Annotated in this window: 32 protein-coding genes and 1 pseudogene; 12 read left to right on the forward strand and 21 right to left on the reverse strand. The window is 39.2% G+C overall.

The window, feature by feature from the left end:
* Window positions 1-38: 38 nt before the first annotated feature.
* Window positions 39-746 (reverse strand): cytochrome c-type biogenesis protein CcdA, encoded by a 708-nt coding sequence (gene ccdA, locus QA442_RS12895; RefSeq protein ID WP_040083037.1) that lies wholly within the window; start codon window positions 744-746, stop codon window positions 39-41.
* Between the two features lie 219 nt (window positions 747-965).
* Here ccdA and ynzD point away from each other — a divergent pair, with 219 nt between their 5' ends.
* Complete coding sequence (ynzD, locus tag QA442_RS12900; RefSeq protein WP_024121579.1) at window positions 966-1,139, forward strand: aspartyl-phosphate phosphatase YnzD; 174 nt, start codon at window positions 966-968, stop codon at window positions 1,137-1,139.
* 73 nt (window positions 1,140-1,212) lie between these two features.
* Here the strand turns inward: ynzD and QA442_RS12905 are convergent, their stop codons facing one another.
* From QA442_RS12905 to yneA, 6 genes are all read right to left on the reverse strand, one after another.
* Window positions 1,213-1,431: a YneF family protein gene (locus tag QA442_RS12905; RefSeq protein WP_003221221.1), complete on the reverse strand. Its 219-nt coding sequence runs from the start codon at window positions 1,429-1,431 to the stop codon at window positions 1,213-1,215.
* Between the two features lie 85 nt (window positions 1,432-1,516).
* The gene (gene sirA / locus QA442_RS12910) at window positions 1,517-1,963 is read right to left on the reverse strand and encodes a sporulation inhibitor of replication protein SirA (RefSeq protein WP_003231591.1); all 447 of its coding nucleotides are present in this window, start codon (window positions 1,961-1,963) and stop codon (window positions 1,517-1,519) included.
* A gap of 152 nt (window positions 1,964-2,115) precedes the next feature.
* Window positions 2,116-4,119: a transketolase gene (gene tkt / locus QA442_RS12915; RefSeq protein ID WP_168780959.1), complete on the reverse strand. Its 2,004-nt coding sequence runs from the start codon at window positions 4,117-4,119 to the stop codon at window positions 2,116-2,118.
* Window positions 4,120-4,287: 168 nt separating this feature from the next.
* Window positions 4,288-4,521, reverse strand: a complete 234-nt coding sequence (locus QA442_RS12920; RefSeq protein ID WP_014664125.1) for a DUF896 domain-containing protein — start codon at window positions 4,519-4,521, stop codon at window positions 4,288-4,290.
* Between the two features lie 67 nt (window positions 4,522-4,588).
* Window positions 4,589-5,242 carry a YneB family resolvase-like protein gene (locus QA442_RS12925; RefSeq protein WP_095432847.1) on the reverse strand — a complete coding sequence of 218 codons (654 nt, stop codon included), beginning with the start codon at window positions 5,240-5,242 and terminating at the stop codon, window positions 4,589-4,591.
* Window positions 5,243-5,260: 18 nt separating this feature from the next.
* On the reverse strand, window positions 5,261-5,578 hold the full coding sequence (gene yneA / locus QA442_RS12930) for a cell division suppressor protein YneA (RefSeq protein ID WP_080478226.1): 318 nt from the start codon (window positions 5,576-5,578) through the stop codon (window positions 5,261-5,263).
* 149 nt (window positions 5,579-5,727) lie between these two features.
* Here yneA and lexA point away from each other — a divergent pair, with 149 nt between their 5' ends.
* On the forward strand, window positions 5,728-6,345 hold the full coding sequence (gene lexA / locus QA442_RS12935) for a transcriptional repressor LexA (protein WP_003238209.1): 618 nt from the start codon (window positions 5,728-5,730) through the stop codon (window positions 6,343-6,345).
* A gap of 538 nt (window positions 6,346-6,883) precedes the next feature.
* Here lexA and fosM read toward each other — a convergent pair.
* A complete protein-coding gene (fosM, locus tag QA442_RS12940) occupies window positions 6,884-7,318 on the reverse strand; it encodes a FosM family fosfomycin resistance protein (RefSeq protein ID WP_095432846.1) in 435 nt (144 codons plus the stop codon).
* A 215-nt stretch (window positions 7,319-7,533) separates the two neighbouring features.
* Here fosM and QA442_RS12945 point away from each other — a divergent pair, with 215 nt between their 5' ends.
* Window positions 7,534-7,983 (forward strand): YndM family protein, encoded by a 450-nt coding sequence (locus tag QA442_RS12945; RefSeq protein WP_014664120.1) that lies wholly within the window; start codon window positions 7,534-7,536, stop codon window positions 7,981-7,983.
* Window positions 7,984-8,009: 26 nt separating this feature from the next.
* Here QA442_RS12945 and pghL read toward each other — a convergent pair whose 3' ends face one another.
* The 6 genes from pghL to QA442_RS12975 all read right to left on the reverse strand — a co-directional run bounded on the left by pghL (window position 8,010) and on the right by QA442_RS12975 (window position 12,976).
* On the reverse strand, window positions 8,010-8,768 hold the full coding sequence (pghL, locus tag QA442_RS12950) for a gamma-polyglutamate hydrolase PghL (protein WP_095432844.1): 759 nt from the start codon (window positions 8,766-8,768) through the stop codon (window positions 8,010-8,012).
* Between the two features lie 225 nt (window positions 8,769-8,993).
* The gene (locus QA442_RS12955; RefSeq protein ID WP_040083045.1) at window positions 8,994-9,308 is read right to left on the reverse strand and encodes a hypothetical protein; all 315 of its coding nucleotides are present in this window, start codon (window positions 9,306-9,308) and stop codon (window positions 8,994-8,996) included.
* 77 nt (window positions 9,309-9,385) lie between these two features.
* Window positions 9,386-11,026 (reverse strand): YndJ family protein, encoded by a 1,641-nt coding sequence (locus QA442_RS12960; protein WP_095432843.1) that lies wholly within the window; start codon window positions 11,024-11,026, stop codon window positions 9,386-9,388.
* Window positions 11,023-11,640 carry a DUF4166 domain-containing protein gene (locus QA442_RS12965; RefSeq protein WP_071581684.1) on the reverse strand — a complete coding sequence of 206 codons (618 nt, stop codon included), beginning with the start codon at window positions 11,638-11,640 and terminating at the stop codon, window positions 11,023-11,025. The genes QA442_RS12960 and QA442_RS12965 overlap by 4 nt, the downstream gene beginning before the upstream one ends.
* A gap of 4 nt (window positions 11,641-11,644) precedes the next feature.
* Complete coding sequence (locus tag QA442_RS12970) at window positions 11,645-12,451, reverse strand: hypothetical protein (protein WP_071581683.1); 807 nt, start codon at window positions 12,449-12,451, stop codon at window positions 11,645-11,647.
* 336 nt (window positions 12,452-12,787) lie between these two features.
* Window positions 12,788-12,976: a hypothetical protein gene (locus QA442_RS12975; RefSeq protein WP_095432842.1), complete on the reverse strand. Its 189-nt coding sequence runs from the start codon at window positions 12,974-12,976 to the stop codon at window positions 12,788-12,790.
* A 258-nt stretch (window positions 12,977-13,234) separates the two neighbouring features.
* On the opposite strand from QA442_RS12975, the gene QA442_RS12980 reads away from it, so the two are divergent.
* A complete protein-coding gene (locus QA442_RS12980; RefSeq protein WP_095432841.1) occupies window positions 13,235-13,669 on the forward strand; it encodes an SRPBCC family protein in 435 nt (144 codons plus the stop codon).
* A 67-nt stretch (window positions 13,670-13,736) separates the two neighbouring features.
* Here QA442_RS12980 and QA442_RS12985 read toward each other — a convergent pair whose 3' ends face one another.
* Together QA442_RS12985 and QA442_RS22235 are read right to left on the reverse strand one after the other, a co-directional pair.
* Window positions 13,737-14,135: a hypothetical protein gene (locus QA442_RS12985; RefSeq protein WP_095432840.1), complete on the reverse strand. Its 399-nt coding sequence runs from the start codon at window positions 14,133-14,135 to the stop codon at window positions 13,737-13,739.
* A gap of 39 nt (window positions 14,136-14,174) precedes the next feature.
* A pseudogene (locus QA442_RS22235) lies at window positions 14,175-14,249 on the reverse strand (hypothetical protein); the annotation flags it as partial.
* A gap of 71 nt (window positions 14,250-14,320) precedes the next feature.
* Here QA442_RS22235 and QA442_RS12990 point away from each other — a divergent pair.
* The 5 genes from QA442_RS12990 (at window position 14,321) to QA442_RS13010 (ending at window position 16,746) form a co-directional block, all read left to right on the forward strand.
* Window positions 14,321-14,509, forward strand: coding sequence for a twin-arginine translocase TatA/TatE family subunit (locus QA442_RS12990; protein ID WP_014664108.1), 189 nt, complete (start codon window positions 14,321-14,323; stop codon window positions 14,507-14,509).
* 175 nt (window positions 14,510-14,684) lie between these two features.
* Complete coding sequence (locus QA442_RS12995) at window positions 14,685-14,930, forward strand: spore coat protein C (RefSeq protein WP_095432839.1); 246 nt, start codon at window positions 14,685-14,687, stop codon at window positions 14,928-14,930.
* Between the two features lie 250 nt (window positions 14,931-15,180).
* A complete protein-coding gene (locus tag QA442_RS13000) occupies window positions 15,181-15,537 on the forward strand; it encodes a YoqO family protein (RefSeq protein WP_095432838.1) in 357 nt (118 codons plus the stop codon).
* Between the two features lie 163 nt (window positions 15,538-15,700).
* Complete coding sequence (locus QA442_RS13005) at window positions 15,701-16,417, forward strand: YrpD family protein (RefSeq protein ID WP_071581678.1); 717 nt, start codon at window positions 15,701-15,703, stop codon at window positions 16,415-16,417.
* 41 nt (window positions 16,418-16,458) lie between these two features.
* Window positions 16,459-16,746 carry a hypothetical protein gene (locus QA442_RS13010; RefSeq protein ID WP_139236127.1) on the forward strand — a complete coding sequence of 96 codons (288 nt, stop codon included), beginning with the start codon at window positions 16,459-16,461 and terminating at the stop codon, window positions 16,744-16,746.
* Between the two features lie 86 nt (window positions 16,747-16,832).
* Here the strand turns inward: QA442_RS13010 and QA442_RS13015 are convergent, their stop codons facing one another.
* Window positions 16,833-17,672, reverse strand: a complete 840-nt coding sequence (locus tag QA442_RS13015; protein WP_071581677.1) for a thymidylate synthase — start codon at window positions 17,670-17,672, stop codon at window positions 16,833-16,835.
* 379 nt (window positions 17,673-18,051) lie between these two features.
* On the opposite strand from QA442_RS13015, the gene QA442_RS13020 reads away from it, so the two are divergent.
* Window positions 18,052-18,636, forward strand: coding sequence for a VanZ family protein (locus tag QA442_RS13020; protein ID WP_250628932.1), 585 nt, complete (start codon window positions 18,052-18,054; stop codon window positions 18,634-18,636).
* 92 nt (window positions 18,637-18,728) lie between these two features.
* Here the strand turns inward: QA442_RS13020 and dutA are convergent, their stop codons facing one another.
* Both dutA and QA442_RS13030 read right to left on the reverse strand, forming a co-directional pair.
* Window positions 18,729-19,157, reverse strand: coding sequence for a dUTP diphosphatase DutA (gene dutA / locus QA442_RS13025; protein ID WP_095432836.1), 429 nt, complete (start codon window positions 19,155-19,157; stop codon window positions 18,729-18,731).
* Window positions 19,158-19,191: 34 nt separating this feature from the next.
* Window positions 19,192-19,653, reverse strand: a complete 462-nt coding sequence (locus QA442_RS13030; RefSeq protein ID WP_095432835.1) for a DUF2691 family protein — start codon at window positions 19,651-19,653, stop codon at window positions 19,192-19,194.
* Between the two features lie 646 nt (window positions 19,654-20,299).
* On the opposite strand from QA442_RS13030, the gene alr reads away from it, so the two are divergent.
* A complete protein-coding gene (alr, locus tag QA442_RS13035) occupies window positions 20,300-21,484 on the forward strand; it encodes an alanine racemase (protein ID WP_095432834.1) in 1,185 nt (394 codons plus the stop codon).
* 103 nt (window positions 21,485-21,587) lie between these two features.
* Here alr and QA442_RS13040 read toward each other — a convergent pair whose 3' ends face one another.
* Window positions 21,588-23,003: a sugar porter family MFS transporter gene (locus tag QA442_RS13040; RefSeq protein ID WP_095432833.1), complete on the reverse strand. Its 1,416-nt coding sequence runs from the start codon at window positions 23,001-23,003 to the stop codon at window positions 21,588-21,590.
* A 410-nt stretch (window positions 23,004-23,413) separates the two neighbouring features.
* Here QA442_RS13040 and QA442_RS13045 point away from each other — a divergent pair, with 410 nt between their 5' ends.
* Window positions 23,414-24,025 carry a thermonuclease family protein gene (locus QA442_RS13045; RefSeq protein WP_095432832.1) on the forward strand — a complete coding sequence of 204 codons (612 nt, stop codon included), beginning with the start codon at window positions 23,414-23,416 and terminating at the stop codon, window positions 24,023-24,025.
* A 212-nt stretch (window positions 24,026-24,237) separates the two neighbouring features.
* Here QA442_RS13045 and QA442_RS13050 read toward each other — a convergent pair whose 3' ends face one another.
* Window positions 24,238-24,936 carry a glycoside hydrolase family 11 protein gene (locus QA442_RS13050; RefSeq protein WP_095432831.1) on the reverse strand — a complete coding sequence of 233 codons (699 nt, stop codon included), beginning with the start codon at window positions 24,934-24,936 and terminating at the stop codon, window positions 24,238-24,240.
* Window positions 24,937-25,075 lie beyond the last annotated feature (139 nt).

The raw sequence follows: 25,075 nt of genomic DNA on the forward strand, positions 1-25,075 counted from the left end.
AACAACAGGTTTAGTAGTAGTGCGAAAGTAATTCTCCATCAAAAACCAGTAAATCCCCCAAAAAGGTCAGACAGCAAAATAATGATCAGGCTCATCCAATCAAAGAATAACAGCACACCAATCACAATCATTAAAACGCCGCCTGCTTTCATGATCAAAAGCTGGTTCTTTCTTATCCACTTCAGCTTTGTGATAAAGAAAGACAATAAAACAAACGGTACAGCAAAACCGAGTACATATAACATCATGTATGGCACGGCTGAGCCTGGATTGGTGCCTGCAAGTGAGATAACAGCACCTAATATTGGACCGGTACACGGTGTCCATCCCGCCGCAAATGCCATTCCGATTAAGACTGAACCTAAAAACCCGCTCGGTTTATGCTTAAAATGGATTCTCCGCTCTTTCATCATAGCCTCTGGCCGGAACACGCCGAGTGTAAAGAAACCGAACAAAATAATAAGCAACGCGCCAATTTGCCGAATCGCATCATGGTAATCCCTAAACAGGCTGCCAATTAAAGATGTTCCATAGCCTAAAGCAATAAAAATGACTGAAAAGCCGAGCAAAAAAAACAAAGTATGAAACAGGCTTCTTTTCTGCAGCAGCAGCTTTTCTGTTTTTACATCATCCATGCTGACCCCTGTAATATATGACAAGAAAGCTGGGTAAAGCGGCAGGCAGCAAGGCGAAATAAAAGATAAAAACCCCGCTCCGAATGTCAAAAAATAATTTACGTCTCCCATGTCATCATCCCTTCATGATTTGACATTCCTTCAAGTTATGACAAAATCATTTCATTTTTTTAACACTTTCACCTGAAGGATTTCTATTTTCAGAAAAAACTTATATAATTTAATTTGACATTGAGATATTGTACTCCTTCTCATTTGAAAATTAGTATAAATATGGATATAATATAAACATTCAACTTGAAGATTTAATGTATGAAAGGATACATCCCTGTGATTAGAGAGCATCTATTAAATGAAATTGAAAAAAAAAGAGCAGAGCTGCTGCAAATTGTCATGGCGAACGGAATGACATCTCATATTACGATAGAGCTCAGTCAGGAGCTTGACCATCTTCTCATACAATATCAAAAGCAGCGCCTTCGAGCAGTAGCGGGTGATGAATGATCGCAAAATAAAAAACCCGTATAAGGGTTTTTTATTTTATAACCATGTTTCTCTATATCATAATCTTTACGTATTATTTCGTTTGATTATTCATGGCTTTCATCATTTGATTGATTTTCTTTTGAGAAGGTTTCATTCCCATTTGCATCATCATCATGCGTAACATTTGTTCATTAATAGGCGGATTCTTTTTCAGGTAGCTCATCATATATTTACGAGCAATAAAAAACCCGAGTGCAACACCTATGAGCAATGCAACAACGCCCACTAGGATGCCAACCCATAAAGTCATTTTATTTCCTCCTTCATGTTGTCTAGTTTAAAGTGTACTAAACCAAAAGCTATTATACAACATTTACATCTCTTTTTCTTCGGTTTTAGACAAAATTTCTTTCTTTCACCGGATTTAGCCACCCGTAACGCTTCGAATTGAAATCCATCGCTAAAAAGCAAGGGCTTACTTTTCTTAACACTTCAAAGAATATCGTTTCTGCCTCATAATCTCCCGAAGCCACTATTTCTATCATGTGCTCCTTCATCATAAATGTCGCATGGCCTTTTGCTTTTGGCAAAGCTATTCTATAAATATAATCCAGCTGCCTGTAATCCGTTTTGTTTAAATTCATTTTTAATCGCTGATGCATATGTAAAATCGGGATTGGTTGTGTAATATATTGAATCTGTTTCTCTGTCATTTCATACTGCTGCTTTTCAAGGCTTGTCCAATGATAGTCTTGAAACAGCTCAAACATAACCGATTCCCGCCCGAAATAGTGATTGGCAAACTCCTCTTTTATCAGGTACGTATAGTAGTGACGTTCCATCTTTTCATCCCCTTTTCCAGCAGCATTTCATTTGCTCTCTATTATACAAAAGAAGAAAAGAAAGAATTGTCTATTACTGTTAAACAGCCAATACTATTTTTGTCGGATAAACAAGAAAAAGAGGATGATTTGACTCATCCTCTTTCAAAGACTTACTTGTTAATTAATGCCTTTACTCGATTCACTACGTTCGGTACTGAGAAGCCGTATTCGTTAATGATGGTTTCACCAGGGGCAGATGCACCGAATCGGTCTATGCCAAGTACGTCTCCTTCAAGCCCCGTGTATTTGCCCCATCCAAATGATGAGCCCATTTCAATTGCTAGGCGTTTTTTCACATCTGCAGGAAGGACTTCGTTTTTGTATTCATCAGATTGTTTCTCAAAACGGTCCATTGAAGGCATGCTGACAACAGAAACATCGATATTTTCTTTTGCCAATTCTGCTTGCGCTTCAATCGCAAGACCTACCTCAGATCCTGAAGCGATGAGAAGAGCGTCAGGTGTTTCGTTTTTAGATTTAGAAACAACATATGCACCTTTTTCTACTCCTGCCAATGCTTCTTCAGGCGTTTGATCGATGGTAGGAAGGTTTTGGCGTGTTAGCACTAGCGCTGTTGGCTGATCAGTGCTTTGTACTGCAAGCTTCCACGCTGCTGCTGTCTCATTGCCGTCTGCAGGACGGATCAAAGAAAGCTTAGGCATCGCACGGAGTGAAGCAAGCTGTTCAACAGGCTCGTGCGTCGGGCCGTCTTCACCTACAGCAATACTGTCATGTGTGAAGACATATGTGACAGGAAGGCCCATTAACGCTGCAAGGCGAATAGAAGGACGCAGGTAATCAGAGAAGACAAAGAAAGTTCCGCCGAATACACGCAGTCCGCCATGAAGCGCCATACCGTTTAATGCTGCACCCATCGCAAATTCACGTACACCAAACCAGAAGTTTTTGCCTGAGTAATCAACCGCTGTAAAATCACCGGCATTTTTAATTGTCGTTTTGTTCGATCCCGCTAGGTCGGCAGAACCTCCGACAAAGAAAGGAATTTTTTTCGCGAGTCCGTTGAGAACTTCACCGGAAGATGCACGGGATGCTAGGCTGCTTCCTTTTTCATAAACAGGAACCTCTTGATCCCAGTCCTTCGGAAGCTCTCCTTTGATTGCCAGTTCAAGCTGTTCAGCAAGTTCAGGATAAACTTCTTTATATTTAGCGAATTGAGCGTTCCATTCCTGTTCTTTTTTCTCGCCTGATTCTTTAACAGCTGCAGCGAAATGCTCATATACTTCTGACGGAACGTAGAAATCTTCTTCATATGTCCACGCGTAAGCTTCTTTTGTTAATTTGCTTTCCTCTTTACCAAGCGGCGCGCCGTGAACACCGGATGTACCTGCGCGGTTAGGCGATCCGAATCCGATTGTCGTTTTCACTTCAATTAATGTAGGTTTCTTATCATTTTGGCGTGCTTTTTCGATAGCCGCTGTTAATTCTTCAATATTGTTTCCATCCTCAACATAAAGAACTTCCCAATTCATTGCTTCAAAACGCTGTTTTACGTTTTCAGAGAATGAACGGTTCAGATCTCCATCGAGAGAGATATCATTAGAATCGTATAGTACGATTAGACGGCCAAGCTGAAGATGTCCTGCGAGTGAAGCGGCTTCAGAAGAAATCCCCTCCATTAAATCACCATCACCGCAAATACTGTATGTATAATGATCGACTACGTTAAATGAATCACGGTTGTAAGTTTCCGCTAAATGGCGTTCAGCGATTGCCATACCGACTGCCATGGCAATTCCTTGGCCAAGCGGACCTGTTGTCGCATCCACACCGGCAGTATGTCCGAATTCCGGATGTCCAGGTGTTTTGCTGCCCCACTGGCGGAATCCCTTAAGATCTTCAATACTAAGATCAAACCCGCTTAAATGAAGCATGCTGTATAAAAGTGCTGACCCATGTCCAGCAGATAAAACAAAACGGTCACGGTTAAACCAGCCAGGGTTTGCCGGACTTACGTTCATAAATTTTGTCCACAGCGTGTATGCCATCGGAGCAGCCCCCATCGGCATCCCTGGGTGACCAGAATTTGCTTTTTCAATAGCGTCTATTGACAGTGTGCGAATGGTAGCAACTGATTTCTTTTCAATTGTATCCATAAAAATCCCCTTCCTTATGTGTTGTACCCTTACATCATAAATGTCTGACGACTTTTTCTCAACTGTTTCAGCTTAAATTTGAGAGAAACTTGTTGAATTTTGTCACATAAGAGTTTTGATTATAGTATATGCAAAAGAGGAATACGATATTGCCGTATTCCTCTTATATTAGTGAAGTTTGTTATTTCTTTGTTCTCTTTTTAGCTTTTCTGGTGTTACATCATTGCCTTCTGGATCAATGATTTTGACACTTTTCAAGGTGTTCTTCATAGAAGAACGAAAACCTTTCAAGTACTCTTGACGGAGCTTTTGCTGTTCGGCTTTTTCATCTTCTGTAATAACGCCAGCTTTTGCTTTAGCAGCAAGCTCATTAATTCTGGCAATTTTCGCGTTTGAAATCATGTTAAACTCCTTTATTTATTGCATTTTGTCTATATAGTACTAGATCAAAAAAAGTTTTACAACTGATTCACTCCGCTGTCTCTTCATTCTCTATGTATTCCTGAAAACGCCGGTGAACGGTTGCTTTAGAGACATCATAACCAAACCCTCTTAAGGTAGCCGCGATTTCAGCAAACGTCAGTTTATTCGCTCTCAGGCGGACGATCTCAGAGATTGGCACCTCTATTCTATCTTTTCCGCTGTTCTCGTGTTGGTTTTTTAAGTTTTTTTGCGGTTTAAAACCGTTTTTTACCGCACGCTTCATTCCCCGTTTGATTTTCATGTTGTGAATTTTACGTTGATACTCTTCGACAATGCTGACGATTTCCAGCACCATTGAGTCAGCCTCCGATAACTCCAATTCACCTCTGTGTGCAGTTGTATAGACTTTCACACCTTCTCTGTAAATGCAATGAAGCAGTGCGATTTTTGCGTTTCCCCTTCCGAGCCTTGTCTCATCCTGAACCAAAATGACATCGATTTCAGCGTTCTTAATCTCATCAAGCAGCTCAAATACACCATCCCGATCCATTTCATATCCGCTGGCTTTTTCAGAAATCACTTTGACAACTTCCATGCCGTTCTCAGCTGCAATGGCCGCAAGCTCTTCCTCCTGCCGCTTTAATGACGTTTCCTGTTGTTCTTTATTTGTGCTTACGCGGGCATAAATGAGTGCTTTCATTTTTTCTATCTGTCCTCTCTATCTTACAGTTGCCAATTCATATGCATCTTGATGCTTCTTTTTCAATGGGATCACTAATTCATCACCCGGCTGGATATCAGACGTCTGAAGATGATTTTTATCAGCTACCCATTCAATAAAATCATTTTTATTTATCTTTTTTGTATCAGCTACCTGATCAGCAATTGACCAGAGTGTGTCCCCTTGCTGGACTTCTATTTTAACATACTGATTAAGCTCCTGGCCGCTGCTTGTATATGACAGCATCAGGATAACCGCGCTCAAAATCACTGTGAACAGACCGACAAAAATAATAGATTCTTTACTCATGATCATACCCCCGACAGGAATGTTTGTTCGCATTTTTATAATTTCAGTATATACGAACAAACGTTTCTGTCAATTGTTTTTTTCGAACCTATGTTTGTACTGTAAGGAAAATCATGCTATAATCTTCTTAAAATCGACGTTTTGAGGTGCGAAAAATGACGAAGCTATCAAAAAGGCAACTTGATATCCTCCGTTTTATTAAAGCAGAGGTTAAATCAAAAGGATATCCGCCTTCCGTGAGAGAGATCGGAGAGGCTGTCGGGCTTGCGTCCAGCTCTACTGTCCACGGCCATTTGGCCCGATTGGAAACAAAAGGGCTGATCAGACGGGATCCGACAAAACCAAGAGCAATAGAAATTCTTGATGAAGAAGTAGACATTCCGCAAAGCCAGGTTGTTAATGTACCTGTCATTGGGAAAGTCACAGCGGGATCTCCCATTACAGCAGTTGAAAATATTGAAGAATATTTTCCGCTTCCTGACCGCATGGTTCCTCCAGACGAACACGTATTTATGCTGGAGATTATGGGAGACAGCATGATAGACGCTGGTATTCTCGATAAGGACTATGTCATCGTTAAACAGCAAAACACAGCGAACAATGGGGAAATTGTAGTTGCGATGACAGAAGATGATGAAGCTACGGTAAAACGTTTCTATAAAGAGGATACTCACATTCGCTTGCAGCCTGAGAACCCAACGATGGAACCCATCATTTTGCAGAATGTCAGCATTCTAGGGAAAGTAATTGGCGTGTTCAGAACGGTCCATTAATCTATTGATCTATCAGACGCATGAAATAACCCCCTCTTCCTTTACGGAGAGGGGGTTTGTTGTTCAAAAAAAGCAGGCTCGCCCTGACTTTTGGGTGCGAGCCTGAATAGGAGGAAAAAGAACATCATGTTTACACCAAAATTATCCACTAAAAGATTGTTGAAGTCAAGAAATTTTCTTTCCTTCAGGAAACTTTTAATCAACACATGCATGTTTATAATATTAGACGCTACCTTCTTAAAAATGTTTCATTCTTTGGATCGTGAAAGGATATGGTTTCATATTTATTAAGGGGCGAGGCGATTGAATATAATGAAAATTTAGCACATAGTTTATTTAGTTCATTTTTCTGTTAAAAACCGCTCACTTCTCTAAATCGTAGTGAGCTATATACAATAAGTAAATATGCATACCAATACTCCCTTCACCCAGACACTTATGCAGTTCTGAATGTTCAGATGAATGAATCAATAGAAACTTCCCCGGAACATTTAGCCTCACCAATCCCCCTTCTTTTAACCATATATGGTGTGTGATATCAAAAGGCCGTATCACCATAAAAGGACATATGTGTTTTTTCTTGTTTGTAATATCGAAGCCTGTCTTGAAGGGTTCCGGTATGAAATTCAAATTTGTGGCCGTCAGGATCGGTAAAATAAATTGATTTTCGATCGCGTTCATCTCGTTCTCTGCCAGGCAGAATATTGACATGAAGTCTTTTTAATTTCGCTGATACTTCCTCGAATTCATGATCCTCAATCGTAAAAGCAATATGAGTATAAGAAGACTTAATTTCATTTCTGGGGATGTCTGCTTCTTCATTAAGCGCAAGCCAGATGCCGTTCATATCAAAATATGCAGTTGTTCTCCCTTTTACCAGAAGCTTTGCGCCAAACACTTTTTGATAAAAATCAATCGATGTATCCAAATGCGAAACTGAAAATAGCAAGTGATTGATTCCTTTTATCTCCATAAACCATTCTCCCTTGAAAGCTGATCATCTACATATACGACCTTTTTCATAAGAAAGTTTCATACAGCTGAAAAAAATACCAGTGTAAACAAAAACGGATTGTTTAAAATAATCACTGTAATCGTCATGACCATTATGACTGAGATCGAATTGCCGTGTTTATCACTTGTTTCTCCCAAGAATTTTCTTCAAAAAATAACAATTTAGGTGGTCAAATGAAACATATCATTGCGCTTGCTTCAAAGATTGCTTTCACTCTCGCCCTTTTATATGTGATTTTGGACAGAGTCTATCACGCATCCTTTTTGAGCGTGATGTTTATTGCACTTTTCTTGGGTTTTGTTTCCTATCTATCTGGCGACATGCTCGTCTTACCGAGAACAAACAATATTACAGCTTCACTTGCTGACTTTGGTCTTTCTTTCGTGATTCTTTGGGTCTTTGTTTTAACCCAAACAAGAAACGATTTTTCACCATTTGGAGCTGCTCTTCTGTCCGCTGCCTGTCTTACTGTATTTGAATACTTTTTTCATCGGTATTTACTGAAAAATGTGCTTGATGAAAATTTCCGAAATGAACTGTCAGCCAGAGATAACACGTTGCAGTATCAAACGGAAACCGCGGACGAGCTGTTTCCCGAAACGAATGAGAAGCATAAGGAATAGGAGGCTGTCTAATTGCCTCCTATTTTTCAGTAGCTATTTTTGAGAAAACGGGACATCTCTTCTGTAAAATCGTAAAACCTCTCATTTTGAGTAACAGCTCTGCTTTTTAAAGAAAAGATGCCGAACAAAGACTTTCTAAAGCCTGTGCTCATTTCTATCTGGATACTTAAACCTGTTTTTGACTTATTTGCAATATTATTCGGACTAACGCCCGCATGCGGATGGTCTGTATTGAGCAATACAGCAGGAAAACCGGCATGTTGCAGCTTCTCAACTAAATCTGCCGCTCTTACGCGATCTGTACCGCCAACTTCGATCTGCTGATCTTCTTCTGCGTATCCGTGCAATGAAATGACATATTCATGATTTTCCGTCATTTTCAGGGCCCGAGGTTCATCAAAATGTGTGCTTGTAATGTGCAGGACTGAGTTTCCCGACGATTTTAAGCCTTCAAATAAATACAGCGAGTACTCTTTGCTGAGCTCTCTCGCTACCTCACTTGTCCCGCCTTCAATACCTCCTCCGTGAATGGCTAAAACAAGTACAGGGCTTTCGGTTTCTTTCGTAACAATGTCGTAATCAGAAGGGTCTTCATTGTTTTTTAATTCCTCAAAATTCTGATATACATCTTCAGCATAAATTGAAGAAATCGGAGTAAACACCATAAAAATTAACAATAATTTTACAATTTTAATAGTTGATGGAAAACGTTTGGCTATGTTACAATCAACTTGCTTCAAGGAATGGAGCAAACGGCGGAGCAGGGATACTTTGGCCGGTTTCATCTACTCCGCCTCTAAGTCCAAATCAACAGGATGTCGGTTTCTTTGAGGCTTTAGCACGATTTCTCTTGTCCTCCTTGTTAAATTTTTGTTAAATTCACTATATTATATACCATTAGCCCGGGCGCTGTTCTTCTCATTTTTGAATTTATGAAAAGGAATCTGGAACCACTTCCACACATTTCCATACAAAACAAAAACGCACCTGCCATTTGGCCTGTGCATTTTTTATTTTCTCTTCATTCTTCGTTTTTTTGCTTGATTTAATTTCATGATGTTTTTTTCAATTTTTCTTATGTTTCGCCTTTGCGGAATTGTTTTAAGTTCATGATAAACAGAAATAAATCCGCTTAATGTCACTGCTGCGATATAAAGGACACGCTGTTTGATCATCCGGTCAGCGTGTCCATGATCATTCGCTTCTTTTTCCAGTCTTTCGATCACAGCTTTATCAAACAGTTGATCGACATACACTTGTTTCATTCCCACTGCAAACCCCGCAGCCAGCCAAAGAATCAGAAATAAACTGATATAAAACATCATAAATTCTTCCTTTCCTGTCTAGATGCGGCGCAGAATTTTGAAATGCAGCAACTGGCAGACGAAGCTTCTTCTTTATGTTAGGTTCTTTCAATAGGCCGGTTAATATGTGTCATGCTGTAATGAACAGTTAGAAATTCTATTCCAAAGAGCCACATATGATGAACAGCGGTTAATTTGTTGTCATGTGCAGCTTCTATCAGAAAGGTTTCAGATAAAGGAAGCGGATAAGTTCCCGCTCTTGTTTGCAGATAAATTCCCTCATCCCCCGCTCTGCTTTTTCTCCGCCTGCTTGTTAAAATCAGCTTCTCCTGATGATGATATGGTTTTAAAATACCTGTCATGCTGCTAAATGGAAGCGGCAAAGAAATATTCATATACCCCTCTCCATTTGAACGGTACATTGAATATAGCGCGGTAAAAATGGTTTCCTTTTTTTCATTTGTTCTAATCCAGGCACGTACTTTTTCTCTTCCGTCTTTTTTTGAATGAACACCTTTTATTTCGCTGAACATTCTATACCAGTCAGGGTTCGTCGAAAGATGTATTTGGCCGGTTCTTCTGCTGAACCATTCGTAAACAATTGCAAGCGGACGAAACCACGTGTTCCATGTTACTTTTGCTTTGATATTGTATTCGATGGTTTGTTCATAAAACGAAAGAATGAGCGGTGCCAGTTTTTCAGGTGAAAAATCCTTTGAACGAAGGCTGCCCATATCGTCCACAAGTCCGCTGTACTGGACGTTACTCTCAGCTTGAATGTTAGCTAAAAAGTCTTTTCCTATCTTTCTTTTTCCGAAGATATGGCTGAAGGTCTTTATACGGCCTGCATCAAAAGGCTTCGGATCCTCTATGCTCCATCCTATGAGAGCGGGCAAGATAACACCAAACGCATTGACAAAACCGTGAATCCAAATCATCTGATTAATGGTCAATGTAACTTCTTGCCGAAATACACCAAATGAATAAATCATAGAGAAAGCAATCGTAATCATTAAAACAGCGGAAGAAAGCCGAATAAGATATGCCCCCGTCTTGGTGCGAAAAGCTGCCGTGAACACCAAAAATGCATGAAGATAAATCGCCGCCATATAAATGCTAACCGCAATGACATCAAGTGTTTTTGAATAGGTTATGCCCAGTGCGATCAGAAGGGGCGAAAGCAAAATCACCCATGTTATCCAATTGTACAACATTCGATGCTTTCTAATTGTTCTGCCGAGTAAACCGTTGAAGATCGGGATCAGAAAAGCAGAATAGTGAAAGTGGACAGCGGTCAACAAAATGATGAGAGGGCCAAATTGCATGATCTGCAAATGGGCAGCATAAGCAAAAAACCAAAATCCTCCTCCCGCCAAATAAATAAGACCGAACAAAACCGATGTCTCTTCAATTCTATGTATCTTCGTTTCCCAAAGGCGGAGGATCGCATACAATGCAATAAAAGCCGTGTACATCCACCAGATTAGCGCGAAACCACCAATCTCTGTCACAAGAGCCAGCACTGCAAAGAATGCGGCTGCCGGATAGCACTGGATTAGCCCGTATTCAATGAATTGAGCAGCACGAAGCTGCGATTGACGAAAAACAAAAGGGAAAATTCCCGGCACGAAAAAAAGAATGGATAACAAAACGAGTGCCTCTGCCACTGAAATATCCGGTGCTTCTGCTGCAATAAATCCTATAAAACAAAGTGCACTGACAATGCCATTTCGTTTCATGATTCCCTCTCTTCCTCCTGAAACGTTCCTTTATAAAAGAAAAGAGTGCCGAGAATTGTATTTCGCACATGCACTTCAATGGTGAAACAATTCTTTCTTTCATCAAATGTTTCGCAAACTACGGATGTACCGGTCAGCCATTTTGGCAGCGGGATTCGTTTTCCGCATATCAGTAGCCATTGCTTTCCCGATGTGATCGTAAGAGAGCCGTCATGAGATGCCTCGAACGACAAAACAGACAGCAGCAGATGAGGTTTACCAAAGAAATCAAGGATTCTATTTTCTTTCTCGTCGTATATCATAATCGCGTCAAAGAAACGTTTTTTGCCTTTAAAGAAAAATGTACGGTTCCATTCTATCCCGATATGTTCCGAGTTCATAAGGCAAGATCTATTTTGTATCGTAAATGGGATGTCTTTGCCTCTTTCTGAAAAGAAACATCTGAACAAAACGCCCAGCTTTAACAGCATTCTAACCAGAAAAGAGCCTCCGCTGATTTCTGACATCGTTCCCGTCCCGCTAAAGGTATGAGACCCGTCTAATTGATACCGTTTCCGCAGCTTGGGATGGAGCAAATGGTAGTTAATAATTGATTTTTCATAAATCGAACTCACAATGTCACTTCTTTCTCTTTCGATTTGTGCGCATGGCACTAGGGAGCTGCAGGCTAAGAGCACCGCTTGCCGCAGAAAACACACTCAACAGAACCCATATGAGCATATCGGAACCTAGACAAGCGAACAAAGCAAAGATACAAGCCTGGACACCATGAATGATCCATTTTCTTTTTAAAGGAATCAGCCACAAAATAGCTAAACCTATCTCCGCTGTCCCTGCCAAAATGCTTGTTTCAACATCTGTAAAGCCTTGATTAAACCAAAACAGGCTGAAAAACAGGCACATGAACACATAGACGACAGCAGATCGAATGAAATGTTTCGGATGTTTATTTTGCTCAATCCAAAGCCTTAATGCATCAAAGCTCCAGGCAGTCGCCCATCCAAGCAGCGGCCGAAATAATAAACGATCGATCCACATGCCCGGCAGTCCGTAGGCTGTTTTATATTGGTACTGTGTTAAAAACGTCATTTTCCCATTTTCTCTCTGTATATACCTCCAGTACCCGCTTCCATGCCGAATCAGAGATAACGGATGATTTGAGCCGAAAGCCAGTGAGGAAGATCTTTCAGCTGAACATTTGTCGAAAACGCCGACTGTTTCTCCTGTACCTGACACCTTTAACCCAAAACCTATTCTTGTTTCGTAAAGAAACTTCTGTTTTTCGCATGGCTGTCTATCCAAATACGTGATATTTGAAAACCGGAGATCCCACTCCTTATGCAGTGATGGATTTTGTGTATATTCCCAGAGTGTATCCAAATCAGAATTCATTTCGATTTCTACATAAATCGGTTTCTGTCTCATAGCCCCTCCTCCCTTCTATTTCAAGCAATTCCTATATTAGCATATTGGTCGATTTGATAAGTGTATACCTCTCCAAAAAAAGCATCTTAATCCTAAAAATGCAAAAAAAAAGAGAAGAGAGATTTCCTTCTCTTCCTTGTGATTCATTACTGAGTTTTAACCGTCCCTTTGTGTTAAGGCGGGACCAAGAAGTGTTTAGCCTGCATTTAAAAGTTGTAGTCATGAGTGAAGATTACTGCGCACATATCATGATGAACATTTCATCATGCTTTCAAGAAATCAAATTGAACATTTTAGCATAACATAATTGACCTTTTTTAGACAGTCTTGGATCAACTAAAATTCCAGTTTGAAGCTTTCTGCCTGATCTGAAACTTCCACAGGAATCCCCATTATCGTTTTCGGTTTGGAAACATAAACAAAGCGCATTTCTTCCTTTAATTGCTGAAACGCTTTTTCACTAACTACGATTCTGGCTGGCTTCCCTGGACTTTTATCAATGGCTGCTTTGATTTTTCCAAGCATAAAAAACCTCCTGTTTTAGAAAAATGGCAGATTTACTATTAAAACAAAACTGATAAGCGCAGCAAAATCGCTCAAAATAAATGGGCTGAACAGGAACCTGACCCAAACATAAGCAAGAATGCAATCACAACTATACATTTTCGGCTGATACACTATTCATCAGCAGCTGCAGCATAAACAATGCAAGCTATGGACATGATCTTATTAGTTATTATATGATTAAATTGAAAAAACATCTTATGTCAAGAGGTAAACAAAATGGTTCAAAATCATGAAAATACATTACCAGATATTACGAAAAGCATTACCCTGGAGGCTCCCATTCAGAAAGTCTGGGAGACAGTCTCCACTTCAGAAGGCATTGCCAAGTGGTTTATGCCCAATGACTTGCAGCTCAAAGAAGGACAAGAATTCCACTTGCAATCACCGTTCGGACCGTCCCCTTGTAAAGTTTTGGATGTTCACGCTCCAACTGAACTTTCTTTTGAATGGGATACAGATGGATGGCTCGTTACCTTTCAATTAAAAGACTTGGGGGAAAAAACGAAGTTTACCCTTATTCACAGCGGCTGGAAAGAGCCGAATGAATTGATCGGCAAAGCAAACGAGAAAAGCTCCGTCATTCGCGATAAGATGGATGGCGGCTGGACTGGCATCGTAAATGAACGGCTTCGTAAGGCTGTCGAAGAATAAAAAAAGAGAGAGATACCTCTCTCTTTTTTGTTTTTAACAAAGGGTTGTACTTCACAATTTGAGCACATCAATCATAAAACGTAACCGCTTTAGATTTTCCAGAGTAATCGGTGACAAAAAACTCAGCCTTGTTATTGCTTCCGTCTACAAATTTTCCAATACTGCCAAAGGTGTAGCATTCTCCGGGTGAAAAATAGTTTGACCCTACATAATCATCAGGATTGTCACCGGCATCATCCTCATATAAGTGCAGTGAGACAGAAAAAGGAGTGCTTCCTGAAAGGCACACTCTAAAATCTCCTCCGCTCGAGTATACCGCGGGACTTGAGTAGGTATATGTGTAAGTCCCCAATTTATCCCACTCTCCAGCTCCCGCAGTTCCCGCTTTTTCTGCTTGTGCCGTTAATGGAAAAACCGCCGCCAGCCCTAAAACAGACAAAAATCCAAATACCTTAGTAAATCTCATCAGCCACACCTCTCCTTTATTTCAATCATCTTAAGCAGGGCATTGGACATTATATTCAGCAGCAGCCGTTTTAAGAATCCGCTTTTGTGCTGGTTTTAATTTGTCAAAATAAATGCATTCCCATTTGAACTGCCATCTCTTATAATTTGTGTAAAAGGTTGTACTTCAATCAGGAGGAAAGGGATATGGAATTAAGCTTTACAAAAATACTCGTTATTTTGTTTGTAGGTTTTTTAGTGTTTGGACCTGATAAACTGCCGGCGCTTGGCCGTGCAGCAGGAAAAGCCTTATCAGAATTTAAACAAGCAACCAGCGGACTGACTCAGGATTTAAGAAAAAGTGATGCAGACAACAAAGAAGACAAACAAATATAAGATAAATCGTTTGGGCCGATGAAAAATCGGCTCTTTATTTTGATTTGTTTCTATGTCACCTGTCTTTTTTCTTCCATTTGGACAGCCCTTTTTTCCTTCTATGATTTTAACTGTCCAAGCCGCAAAATCAACTCGCCATATAATAAAACGTATTATAAATAAAGGAGGAGTATATATGGGTTATTACAAAAAATATAAAGAAGAGTATTATACGGTCAAAAAAACGTATTATAAAAAGTATTACGAATATGATAAAAAATACCACCATGATAAAAAAGAAGACGACTGTGATTATGACAAAAAATATGATGACTATCATAAGAAAGATGATGACTGTGATTACCATAAAAAATATTATGATCACGACAAAAAAGATTATGATTATGTTGTAGAGTATAAAAAGCATAAGAAACATTACTAAACTCCATTCACATCTCCTCGTTTTCACTTTTCCCCGGCTAATGCCGGGCTTTTTTGAGCACTATCATCTTGAAGCTTCCCTTCACTTTCTATAAAAACCTTGGTGACTGAATTAAAAAAAGAATGATGAATATTTAGTACATAGTTTATTTAGTTCTTATATAGGCAGATTCAATTCGATTTCCAAGTATTGCAGTTACAAAGAAATGTTTATAAACTCTTAGAGTATCACACATAAAAGGAGAGGTTGTTTGTCTAGAAACATCGTATTTTATATCATTTTACTTTGTCTATTTATATCAGTTGTCATGACAAGCTTTGAGGTGATAAGAACAATCGCCAATGTTAGCTGCTTTGTTTTCGTATTGCTGTATTTTAAAGATGAAATGAAAACATACTCACGTAAAGCGTTAGCAATCCTAAGCATTTGTTTTCTTTTCTTAGTCGGTATCTGTGCTTTTATCATGTTACAAGGACAGACATTGATGAAACAGCACCCCTTTTTTACAGGCTGGGAAACGATAGCGCGCATTCTTTTGATTATCGTTTCTTTAAGCATTTGTGCTTTTATTATGAGGAAAATTTCAAATCGGTTAACACGATTATGATCTTATTATTTCCTTTGTTAAAGGTATATAGCTTTCAGATTTCAGAAACGTTTCGTCCCTTACATCACTCAAAATGAAATATTTTGTCGATTTATATACATAAATCCAGTTCCAAAATAAGGTATAATAAATCACGAAATCACTATCAAAAGGGGGAATTTGAGTGAAAAAAGTATTGATTGCAGGTGCAGTAGGAACAGCCATTCTTTTCGGAACACTTCCATCAGGTATACCAGGCTTGCCCGCGGCAGATGCTCAAGTCGCAAAAGCAGCCTCCCAGCTGCCTAAGGGAATCGGCGGCCGCGCCTATCTGAATAGTACAGGCGCCGTTTTCACAGCTAAAATCAATCTTCCTGACACTGTAAAATATGATACGGTCTCTACTCCTTATATTTATTCAGGATTTAGGGCAACAAGCGGAACTGAGGCAGATATCGGGCTTCAGTACAGCAAGCAATACAACGTCTGGAAGCCCCTCATGAAGGTAGGGTCCAAAAATGAAGAAACGTACATCGAAGGAAAAGACAAGTTCACCTACAATAAAGGCTTCCGCCCTGGAAGCACAGTCCAAATGACAATCTATAAAAATTTAAACGGCAATACGCGCATGACCCTTTGGGGAACGAATAATGACGGCTTTACCGGACGAATTATCACAGAAATTCAAGGGACCAACATCGGCACGATTTCAAAATGGAAAACACTTGCTACTGCAGCAGTTTCTTATGAAAGCCAGCGTGATGCCATCAAAACAGCCTTTTCGACATCTTTTAACAGCATCACAATCGACAATAAAGCTATCACTCCTGTGGTAGATACACAGGATTTCGCAAAGGTTTCTGTTTCAGGAAATAACGTTACAATCTCTGTTAATAAATAAACGAAGCAGCAAAAGGCCGCCAGCATTGCTGGCGGTTTTTTATGGAGCATACTGCTCATAGCTCGTATCTTCAGCTCTTTTGTTCAAAACAAACTTTAAAAAGGGTGAATATTGGTATGAAATATGAAAAAACAAGTCTTTTTGGAATGATTTTAGTTATAGTAGCACTTCTAATATCGATATATTTTATGTGTAATACAAATGCATTGGTACCTGCTGGATATGATCTCGCTATTCATGGAATTGTGATATCTAGAACTTTAATGATTGCTTTTACTTTATATTTAGTTTCAAAATTAGGATATTTTCTTCTGAATAAAAAAGATTAACTGTATAGTTAATCTTTTTTATGTATTATACGTATTTGTCCTTCGATTTTTATTCATCTTCCAGATTTCTTAATGAAATTACAACATTAAACCGCTACCTCAAATGAAAGCTTGTCCCCATGCTTATACTTGATTAACTTAAAATCATCGATTGTAAAATCATAAAAATCTTTCACTTCAGGATTGATCCATAGTTCCGGTGCTTCAAACTGTTCTCTTTCCATCTGGATTTTCAAATTGTCTATATGACGGGTGTACACATGGCAATCCCCAATGTTAAAGATATATTCACCAAGCTCATAGCCAGTCACTTGAGCAATCATGCGCTGCAACACATTATACTGAAATACATTGAACGGATTCCCTAAGGCCATGTCATTGCTCCGCGCTCTTACCTCAAGGTGGAGTTTCCCTTGTTTTACATACCACTGTGTCTCGTATACACATGGTGTTAAGGCCATTGCGTCTAATTCATCAGGATTCCACAGCATTGTAATGTGCCTGCGTGAAGATGGATTGTTCTTCAATTGATGAAGAAGATAATCAACCTGATCCACTTTTTCTCCATTTAAATTTCTGTTTTTCTTCCCCAGCTGAAATCCATATGCATGTCCGATGGTGGCGTCTTCTTGTTTCCACTGATCCCAAATATGTACGCCCATCTTGTTTAAATCATTAACATCGTTCGATTTCAGCTGCCAAATCCAGAGCAATTCTTTAATGGCTGTTTTCCAGGCAACTTTTTTTGTCGTTAAAATCGGAACCTCTGAGTTGTCGAATCTCATTTGCTTACTAATCACGCTTAGTGTATGAGCCGGTGTTCCATCTGAGTCCCACTTTGTTCTTACTTGAAATTCTTCGTCTGAGATTCCATTATTTATAATGTCATTTATGATTGAGTTGTATTGTTTATCGAATTGAGTCATGGCAATTCATTTCCTTCCTTCATTTTCAGTTGCTTGGCATAATATATTACGAATACAATATTATCGCAAATAGTAAGCACGCACCGATAAAATGAGATTCTTATTCCATCCCTTTGTGTGTAAAGAGGAGTTACCCCCTCTTTTACATCGGTATTTCTCCATAACATAGTCTGTCACATTGCTTTTAGTTACCGCAAGTTTTGACCCAGACACACCATTTAACTTGGTTAAGTTGATGATATCCTAGTTTTTATTTGCCCTCTGATCAAACATTCTTTTATTTTAGAAATTCCTTCATTTTCCTATTTGTGTTAAAATGAATCAAAAAGGAAATTGTGGTGTACTTATGCTCGACTCGTCTTTTCTCTTGCCATTTTTAATGGTCCTCTATTTTTGCTTTCTAGTTTATCGACTCATTAAACGAGCCCTTTTTAAAAAAGATGGATTACCCATACATAAGCATATCGTTATCTTTTGTTTATTGGTTTACTTTTTCAATTTGATAAGTGTTACATTATTTCCTCTGCCCGTAGATGCTGGTTTGATAAAAGATATGAGGTACGACTCTTATCTCCCATTTGTATCTGGGAATAACTTCATCCCATTTTATTTCTTTGTAGATGTTTATCACGAAGGCCTACAATTTTATGTAATCAGATCAATCGGAGGAAACCTGATATTATTGCTCCCAGTTGGCTTTTTATTTCCACTGTTATTTGAAAAGCTTAATAACCTTAAAAAAATATTACTAATTGGATTTTTCATTTCTTTGTTTATTGAACTAACACAGCTTTCGTATTCAGTGTATATAAAATCTGTTTACAGAAGTTTTGACGTGGATGATTTAATGCTTAACACCTTAGGGACTTTGTTAGGCTATTGGTTCTTTTACATGTTAAGCATGTATTATAAAAGACTAGCTAATCGCTATAAAAATAAAAATAGGACCTCAATAAACATTTAATCATTTGCTGATCAAATTAGATAATATGTACCTTGGCTGTAATCTGCATTGATCAATCACACATCATAAAGACAGCCAAGGATTTATTTTGTTTACTTAGTACCTGTTGAACCGAGTCCTCCTCTATCCTCGTTTCCCAAATGCTCAACTTCAACCAATTCAACCGCCGGCATTTTCTTCATGATTCTAAACTGACAGATACGATCACCCTTCTTAATTTCAGTATCGCGCAATGCATAAGCAGGAAAGAACCAAAAATCGTTGTCTCCCTTGTATGACTCATCGATAACACCCATTGAATTTGTTTGAATAACGCCAAAGTTCTTATATGTGCTTGACCGAGGAACGACATGTGCTTCGTAACCTTCTGGCAGCTCCATTGCTACACCTAATGGGACAAGCTTAAATTCATCTTTTTTGATTGTTACATCCTCAGCTGCTCGAAGATCGATCCAGTCTCCCTTCTCAATTTTGCTGATTTTTGTTTGTGTTTCATCTAGATATTTGATTTTAATTTGCATTGTTATGTATTAGCTCCTTTTATTTTATTGGCTATCATACAGTAAGGCCTGTTCTTGTGTCATTTTCATCAGTTATAAACTGAACGTCTTCAAAATCATTGTGTAAAGCATTAAAATAAAGTTTTTCAATGGTATTTTTGTTTTTACAGTAAATCGAAACGTAGCTATTATCTGCTATCAAAAGGACAAATTCGCAATCACTGTCAGCAAACTCTTCATATGTATTGACTTGATTAACTGTTTTTCCATGTGGAAATGCTTTCAATTCAACGAAAATGGTATAGTACTGATTCGTTTTTAATAGTTGCGCAAAATCCGCCCCTTCAACAATAGCAAAGTCATGAAAGAGCTCCTCATTATCGAGCTCTCCATCTACTACAAAATAAGATTCACCACTCGTTTGCCACTTATAATGAGCTATGTCTACTGGCTGCAGTATTTTCCATAGAAAATTTCCATATTCATTCGGTATTTGAAAACTAACTCCCCTTTTCATGTATACCCCTTACTTAAACGATTTTTTGAATACGAATTTAATTATATACTCTGATGTCAGGTTTATGGAACAAGGAATCGACTGCTTTTTGAACGGATTATCTTTTACAGAATTTTCTCAGTCCTTCTCATTTAAAAGGTTCTTCTAATGTTCATACCTTAGGCGCCCCCCTTTCCTCTAGGCTCAGTCAGTATCTTTATATAAAGTGTCTTTCTTGTTCTATTCTCTGCAGACCGTGCTTTTTCGCTTGAATCATCTTCATGTTCTGGCCAGTTTGCTCCGTCATAGTGTTCAACACTCTAATCGGTATCCCTTGTTATTGAGAACGGTGAAACCTCCCTGTTTGATTTCTGGTTATCATTCCTCCTATGAGAGTGTACCAAAACAAATAATCACTGCAGGTTATTTTTGATTAGTTGTACTTCTCATATCCTCAGCCTCAATATCCATTCTCATCCCCTTACAAGCCTCGTTTATCCATATTTGCTATTCGAACATTGATTAGCACCTTTTCGTATCACATGGATTTGCTGTTGAATGATTTCAAATGAAGCTGAATAAAATAAGATCGAATCATCCAACAATTAACATTTATTCTTACGGCAATAGGTGGTAGTTACAATCCATAAGAAGGAAGGAAGCGTTGATGATAAAGCTTTGCCGAGAAGTTTGGATCGAAGTCAATCTTGATGCCGTTAAAAAGAATTTGCGAGCGATCCGCCGTCATATTCCACATAAGAGCAAAATTATGGCTGTCGTAAAAGCGAACGGTTATGGTCACGGGTCTATAGAAGTGGCGCGTCATGCACTTGAACACGGGGCGAGTGAGCTCGCAGTTGCCAGCGTGGAGGAAGGAATCGTTTTACGAAAAGCGGGGATTACAGCACCTATCCTTGTGCTTGGTTTTACGTCCCTTAGTTGTGTGAAGAAGTCAGCGGCTTGGGATATAACATTATCAGCATTTCAGGTTGATTGGATAAAAGAAGCAAACGAGATATTGGAGAAAGAAGCAAGTACTGATCGGCTGGCTATTCATATTAACGTGGATACCGGCATGGGACGATTAGGTGTACGCACAAAGGAAGAGCTTTTAGCAGTAGTGAAAGCCCTAAAGGTAAGCGAATTTCTCAGGTGGACAGGGATTTTTACACATTTTTCAACAGCTGATGAACCAGACACAACACTCACAAAGCTGCAGCACGAAAAATTCATCAATTTTCTCAGCTTTTTAAAAGAACAAGGAATTGAGCTGCCCACCGTGCATATGTGCAACACAGCCGCAGCTATCGCATTTCCGGAATTTAGCGCTGATATGATCCGTTTAGGTATCGGCTTATATGGTTTATATCCTTCTGCCTATATTAAACAACTACATCTCGTTAAGCTTGAACCTGCGCTAAGTTTAAAAGCGCGCATCGCTTATGTCAAAACCATGCGGACAGAGCCCCGAACCGTTAGCTATGGTGCTACATACGTTGCAGAACCTAATGAAGTAATTGCTACAATCCCGATCGGCTATGCTGACGGCTATTCTCGTGCCCTTTCCAATCGCGGGTTTGTTCTTCACCGCGGAAAACGAGTGCCTGTAGCGGGAAGAGTAACAATGGATATGATCATGGTCAGTTTAGGAGAAAACGGTGAAGGTGAACAAGGAGAAGAAGTCGTAATTTACGGTAAGCAAAAAGGAGCTGAGATTTCCGTTGATGAAGTGGCTGAAATGCTCAATACGATTAACTATGAAGTGGTGTCTACATTAAGCCGCCGCATCCCTCGTTTTTATATAAGAGATGGCGAGATTTTCAAAGTATCAACTCCTGTATTATACGTGTAGAACATCTTAACATGCTGAATCAAAATCCCTCTGGCAGAGGGATTTTGTTTTTTCTGAAGCTAAACAAAAATCCCTCCTCTAAGAAGAGAGATGTTCAACATATTTATACCTTAATAACTGATTGTTCGTGAGTATTATGATCATGTCGAAAACGGAAATGCTCTTCTAGTTCTTCAAGTGTACGCCCCTTTGTTTCCGGCATGAATTTGTACACAAAACCAATTGCCAATACACCTAAAGCCACGAATATAAAGAATGTAAAAGACAACCCTACAGAACTAAGCAAGATCGGGAAAGCAAAACCAATCACAAAGTTTAATAACCAGAGAAAAAAAACACTTATCCCAGAACCAAGTCCTCTCAATCTTTGAGGAAATATTTCCGCTATGACCAGCCAAGTCACAGGTCCAACACACCCTTGCATAAAGGCAAGAAATAAAACGGTCAAAGAAAGCACCACATAAGGAAGTGCCATAGATCCATCAAGCACAATTGAGAAAATTGCAATCAATAGGAGCGCTGTAGTCGTCCCCGCCAAACCAATCAACAATATTGGACGCCGCCTTACTTTTCCGACCAGCCAAATCCCAAATATAACTGCAATAACGGATATCAGCCCATTCCCAATATTAGCGATTAAAGCCGCTTTTGTGCCAAAACCGGATTCTTTAAGGATTTGTGTGCCATAATACATAATCGAGTTCACACCTGTAATTTGATTTACGATGGCTACACCGATTCCAATCAGCAAAAGACGGCGCAGCCATGGGGTAGAAAAGTCCTTGAGCGATGCCTTCTCAAGCTCTGTATCTTTTTCTACCGCTTTTTGAATTTCCCGATATTCAGCTTCTGCACGTTTATCTTCACAAATTTGTTTAAGAACACGCAGCGCCTCATTTTTTTTGCCTTTTGAGATTAGCCATCTCGGGCTTTCTGGCACCTTAAGCATACTGGCAAATAACAAGATAGCCGGAACGGCACAAATGACTAGCATGTATCTCCAAACATGTCCCGTATTTGCCATTGTTACACCAAGGATGGCATTAAAAACATATGCTAAAAATTGCCCGCCAACAATCATTAGCTCATTTTGGGTTACCATACGTCCTCTCTTCTCATGCGGTGCCATTTCCGCTAAAAAAGCCGGTACCATCGCTGATGCTCCCCCAACAGCCAGTCCCAATAAAAAACGAAAGACCGCCATGATGAAAACACTAGGTGCAAACGCTGTCCCAAGTGAGGCCAAGAAAAATAAAAAAGAGAGATTAAGGATCATTTTACGGCGGCCATATCGATCAGCTAATCTTCCGCATAACAACGCTCCAAACGCCGCACCTAATAAAAGAATACTCGTAACAAGCCCTTCTGTAACCGCTGTTAAATGAAGCTGATCTGGTCTTGCCATAAAAGGCAAAGCTCCATTTATAACTCCGGTGTCATACCCAAAAAGAAGTCCTCCAAAAGTTGCTGAGATCATTATTAATTTCAACCTTCGATTTCGATGTTCATTCATATCCATCTCCCCTGCCTTTATTAAGAATACTTAATAAGCTCTTTCAGTGTGGATATTGATACAAAACTAATGTCATCTCGATCTTAGATTTCTGCGTTTGTAATCGTTTGCATTTTTAAATCAATAACATAAGCCATTAATTGTTATGTTGTAGTGATGTTTTTGTCATATTATTGTCATTTCTGATATTATCATAATTCTAAAAGCATTTTCAGTCAATATCATTTTCAGAATTGTTTATCTTCCTTCTGTAATGGTAATGTTTTGGTCACCTTATTACAAAGTTAACCATTGGTAATTTCAGTGTAAGAAGTTCCCCTGAAGTTATAGGTATTTTCCATTCACAAAAAATGTCCATATCGTTATAATGTTGATGTTTAAGCGCGAAAAGAGAAAATGATAAAGAGGGAATGAATATGAAGAAGATTTTGGTCAGTATGATCGCCATCGTTTTAAGTATGACTTTGGGAGCTTGCGGATCAAATCGCACAGCAACAAACCAGTCAGGTTCTAGTGAGACTGAGCATACTCACTCTAATGAATATAAACAGCCAGAACAAGAGGCTGGCACGCCTCATAAGAAATTGGTAGATGTTACATTAGATAGAACAGTTGATGGAGATACGATTAAGGTGATTTACAACGGAAAAAAAGACACAGTTCGCTACTTGCTCGTTGATACACCTGAGACGAAGAAACCGCATTCTTGTGTTCAGCCATACGGTGAGGATGCGTCAAAACGAAATAAAGAATTGGTCAACAGCGGTAAGCTGCAGCTGGAATTTGATAAAGGCGATCGCAGAGATAAGTATGGAAGACTGTTAGCTTACGTTTATGCTGACGGCAAATCTGTTCAGGAAACATTGTTGAAAGAAGGATTGGCCAGAGTAGCATATGTATATGAGCCAAACACCAAATACATAGACCAATTCAGACTAGATGAGCAAGAAGCAAAATCAGAAAAACTTTCCATCTGGAGCAAGAATGGATACGTGACCAATAGAGGTTTTCATGGCTGTGTGAAATAGAAAAACACTGCCTGTGAAATTTTCTGCTGTATAGCACACGAGATAGCTGATTTCGCAACTCCTAATAGTTAGAGTTGATCTAGCTTTTGTAACATGAATCTTTTTGAATAATATAAAAAGTGTAGATAATAAAAAACCCCTTTCACGTTAATGTGAGGGGTTATTTGTGCATGAACATACTGCCCATATTCATCGTAAACCAAGAGGAAGGATTATTGACTTTTCCCCCCAACAGTCAATACATTGGTAGTTACATTAGCACTGCCATTACTTTGATATCCCTCTACAGTAAGTGCGGTTTCATACATCTTACCCATTGGCATTCCTAAGCTTTCCCACTTTTTGAAGTGTTCGCTGACAGATACGGTTCCGCTTGTTCGTTTTGTCTGCCGGACACTCCAATACTGTTTAAAGGTTGCGGTACCTATAATGGAAGGTTGGTTGATTCTAGTGGTCTCATAAATGTCATATGTCCCTCCATCAACAGTAAATGTACCTTTAGGCGTTCCAGTCGGTCTATAGGTGCCCCAATTATCGACGATGTAATATTCTACGAGCGGATCTTTTGTCCATCCATAAACACACAGATATGAATTTCCTCCCGGATTGAAGGTTGCGTTGTAACGAATTGATATATTTCCAAGTTGTGAGTGAGTCTTGGTTGTATCGAATTTCTTGCCTTTTCGGAATAAAGCATTCCCAATGTTACTCCACTGGGCGCTAAACGCGCCACCGCTATTTAGCGTCATACTAGTGTTCCCATAATCCTTCCACAATTCATAATCATAGCCATCTTGGAAGCCAGTTTGATTTGAGGTGATTGTAGTTGCCGCCTGTGCGGACCATGCAGGTAATGTCAGTGCTAGACTAAATAAAACTGCTAACAAAAACTTCATTCTTTTTTGCTTCATTTGGTATTCCTCCTGTTTGATGAGGGTGTATTTGGTCTTACCGTTGTGCTCACCACCTTTCAAAAGAGGCTGCAATGTAATAGACTTTTGTTTTTTGAAAATAGAATTGCATGAAATGATTTTTTGATAACGTTTTCAA

Source organism: Bacillus stercoris, assembly GCF_029772985.1.
Classification (GTDB): Bacteria; Bacillota; Bacilli; order Bacillales; family Bacillaceae; genus Bacillus; species Bacillus stercoris.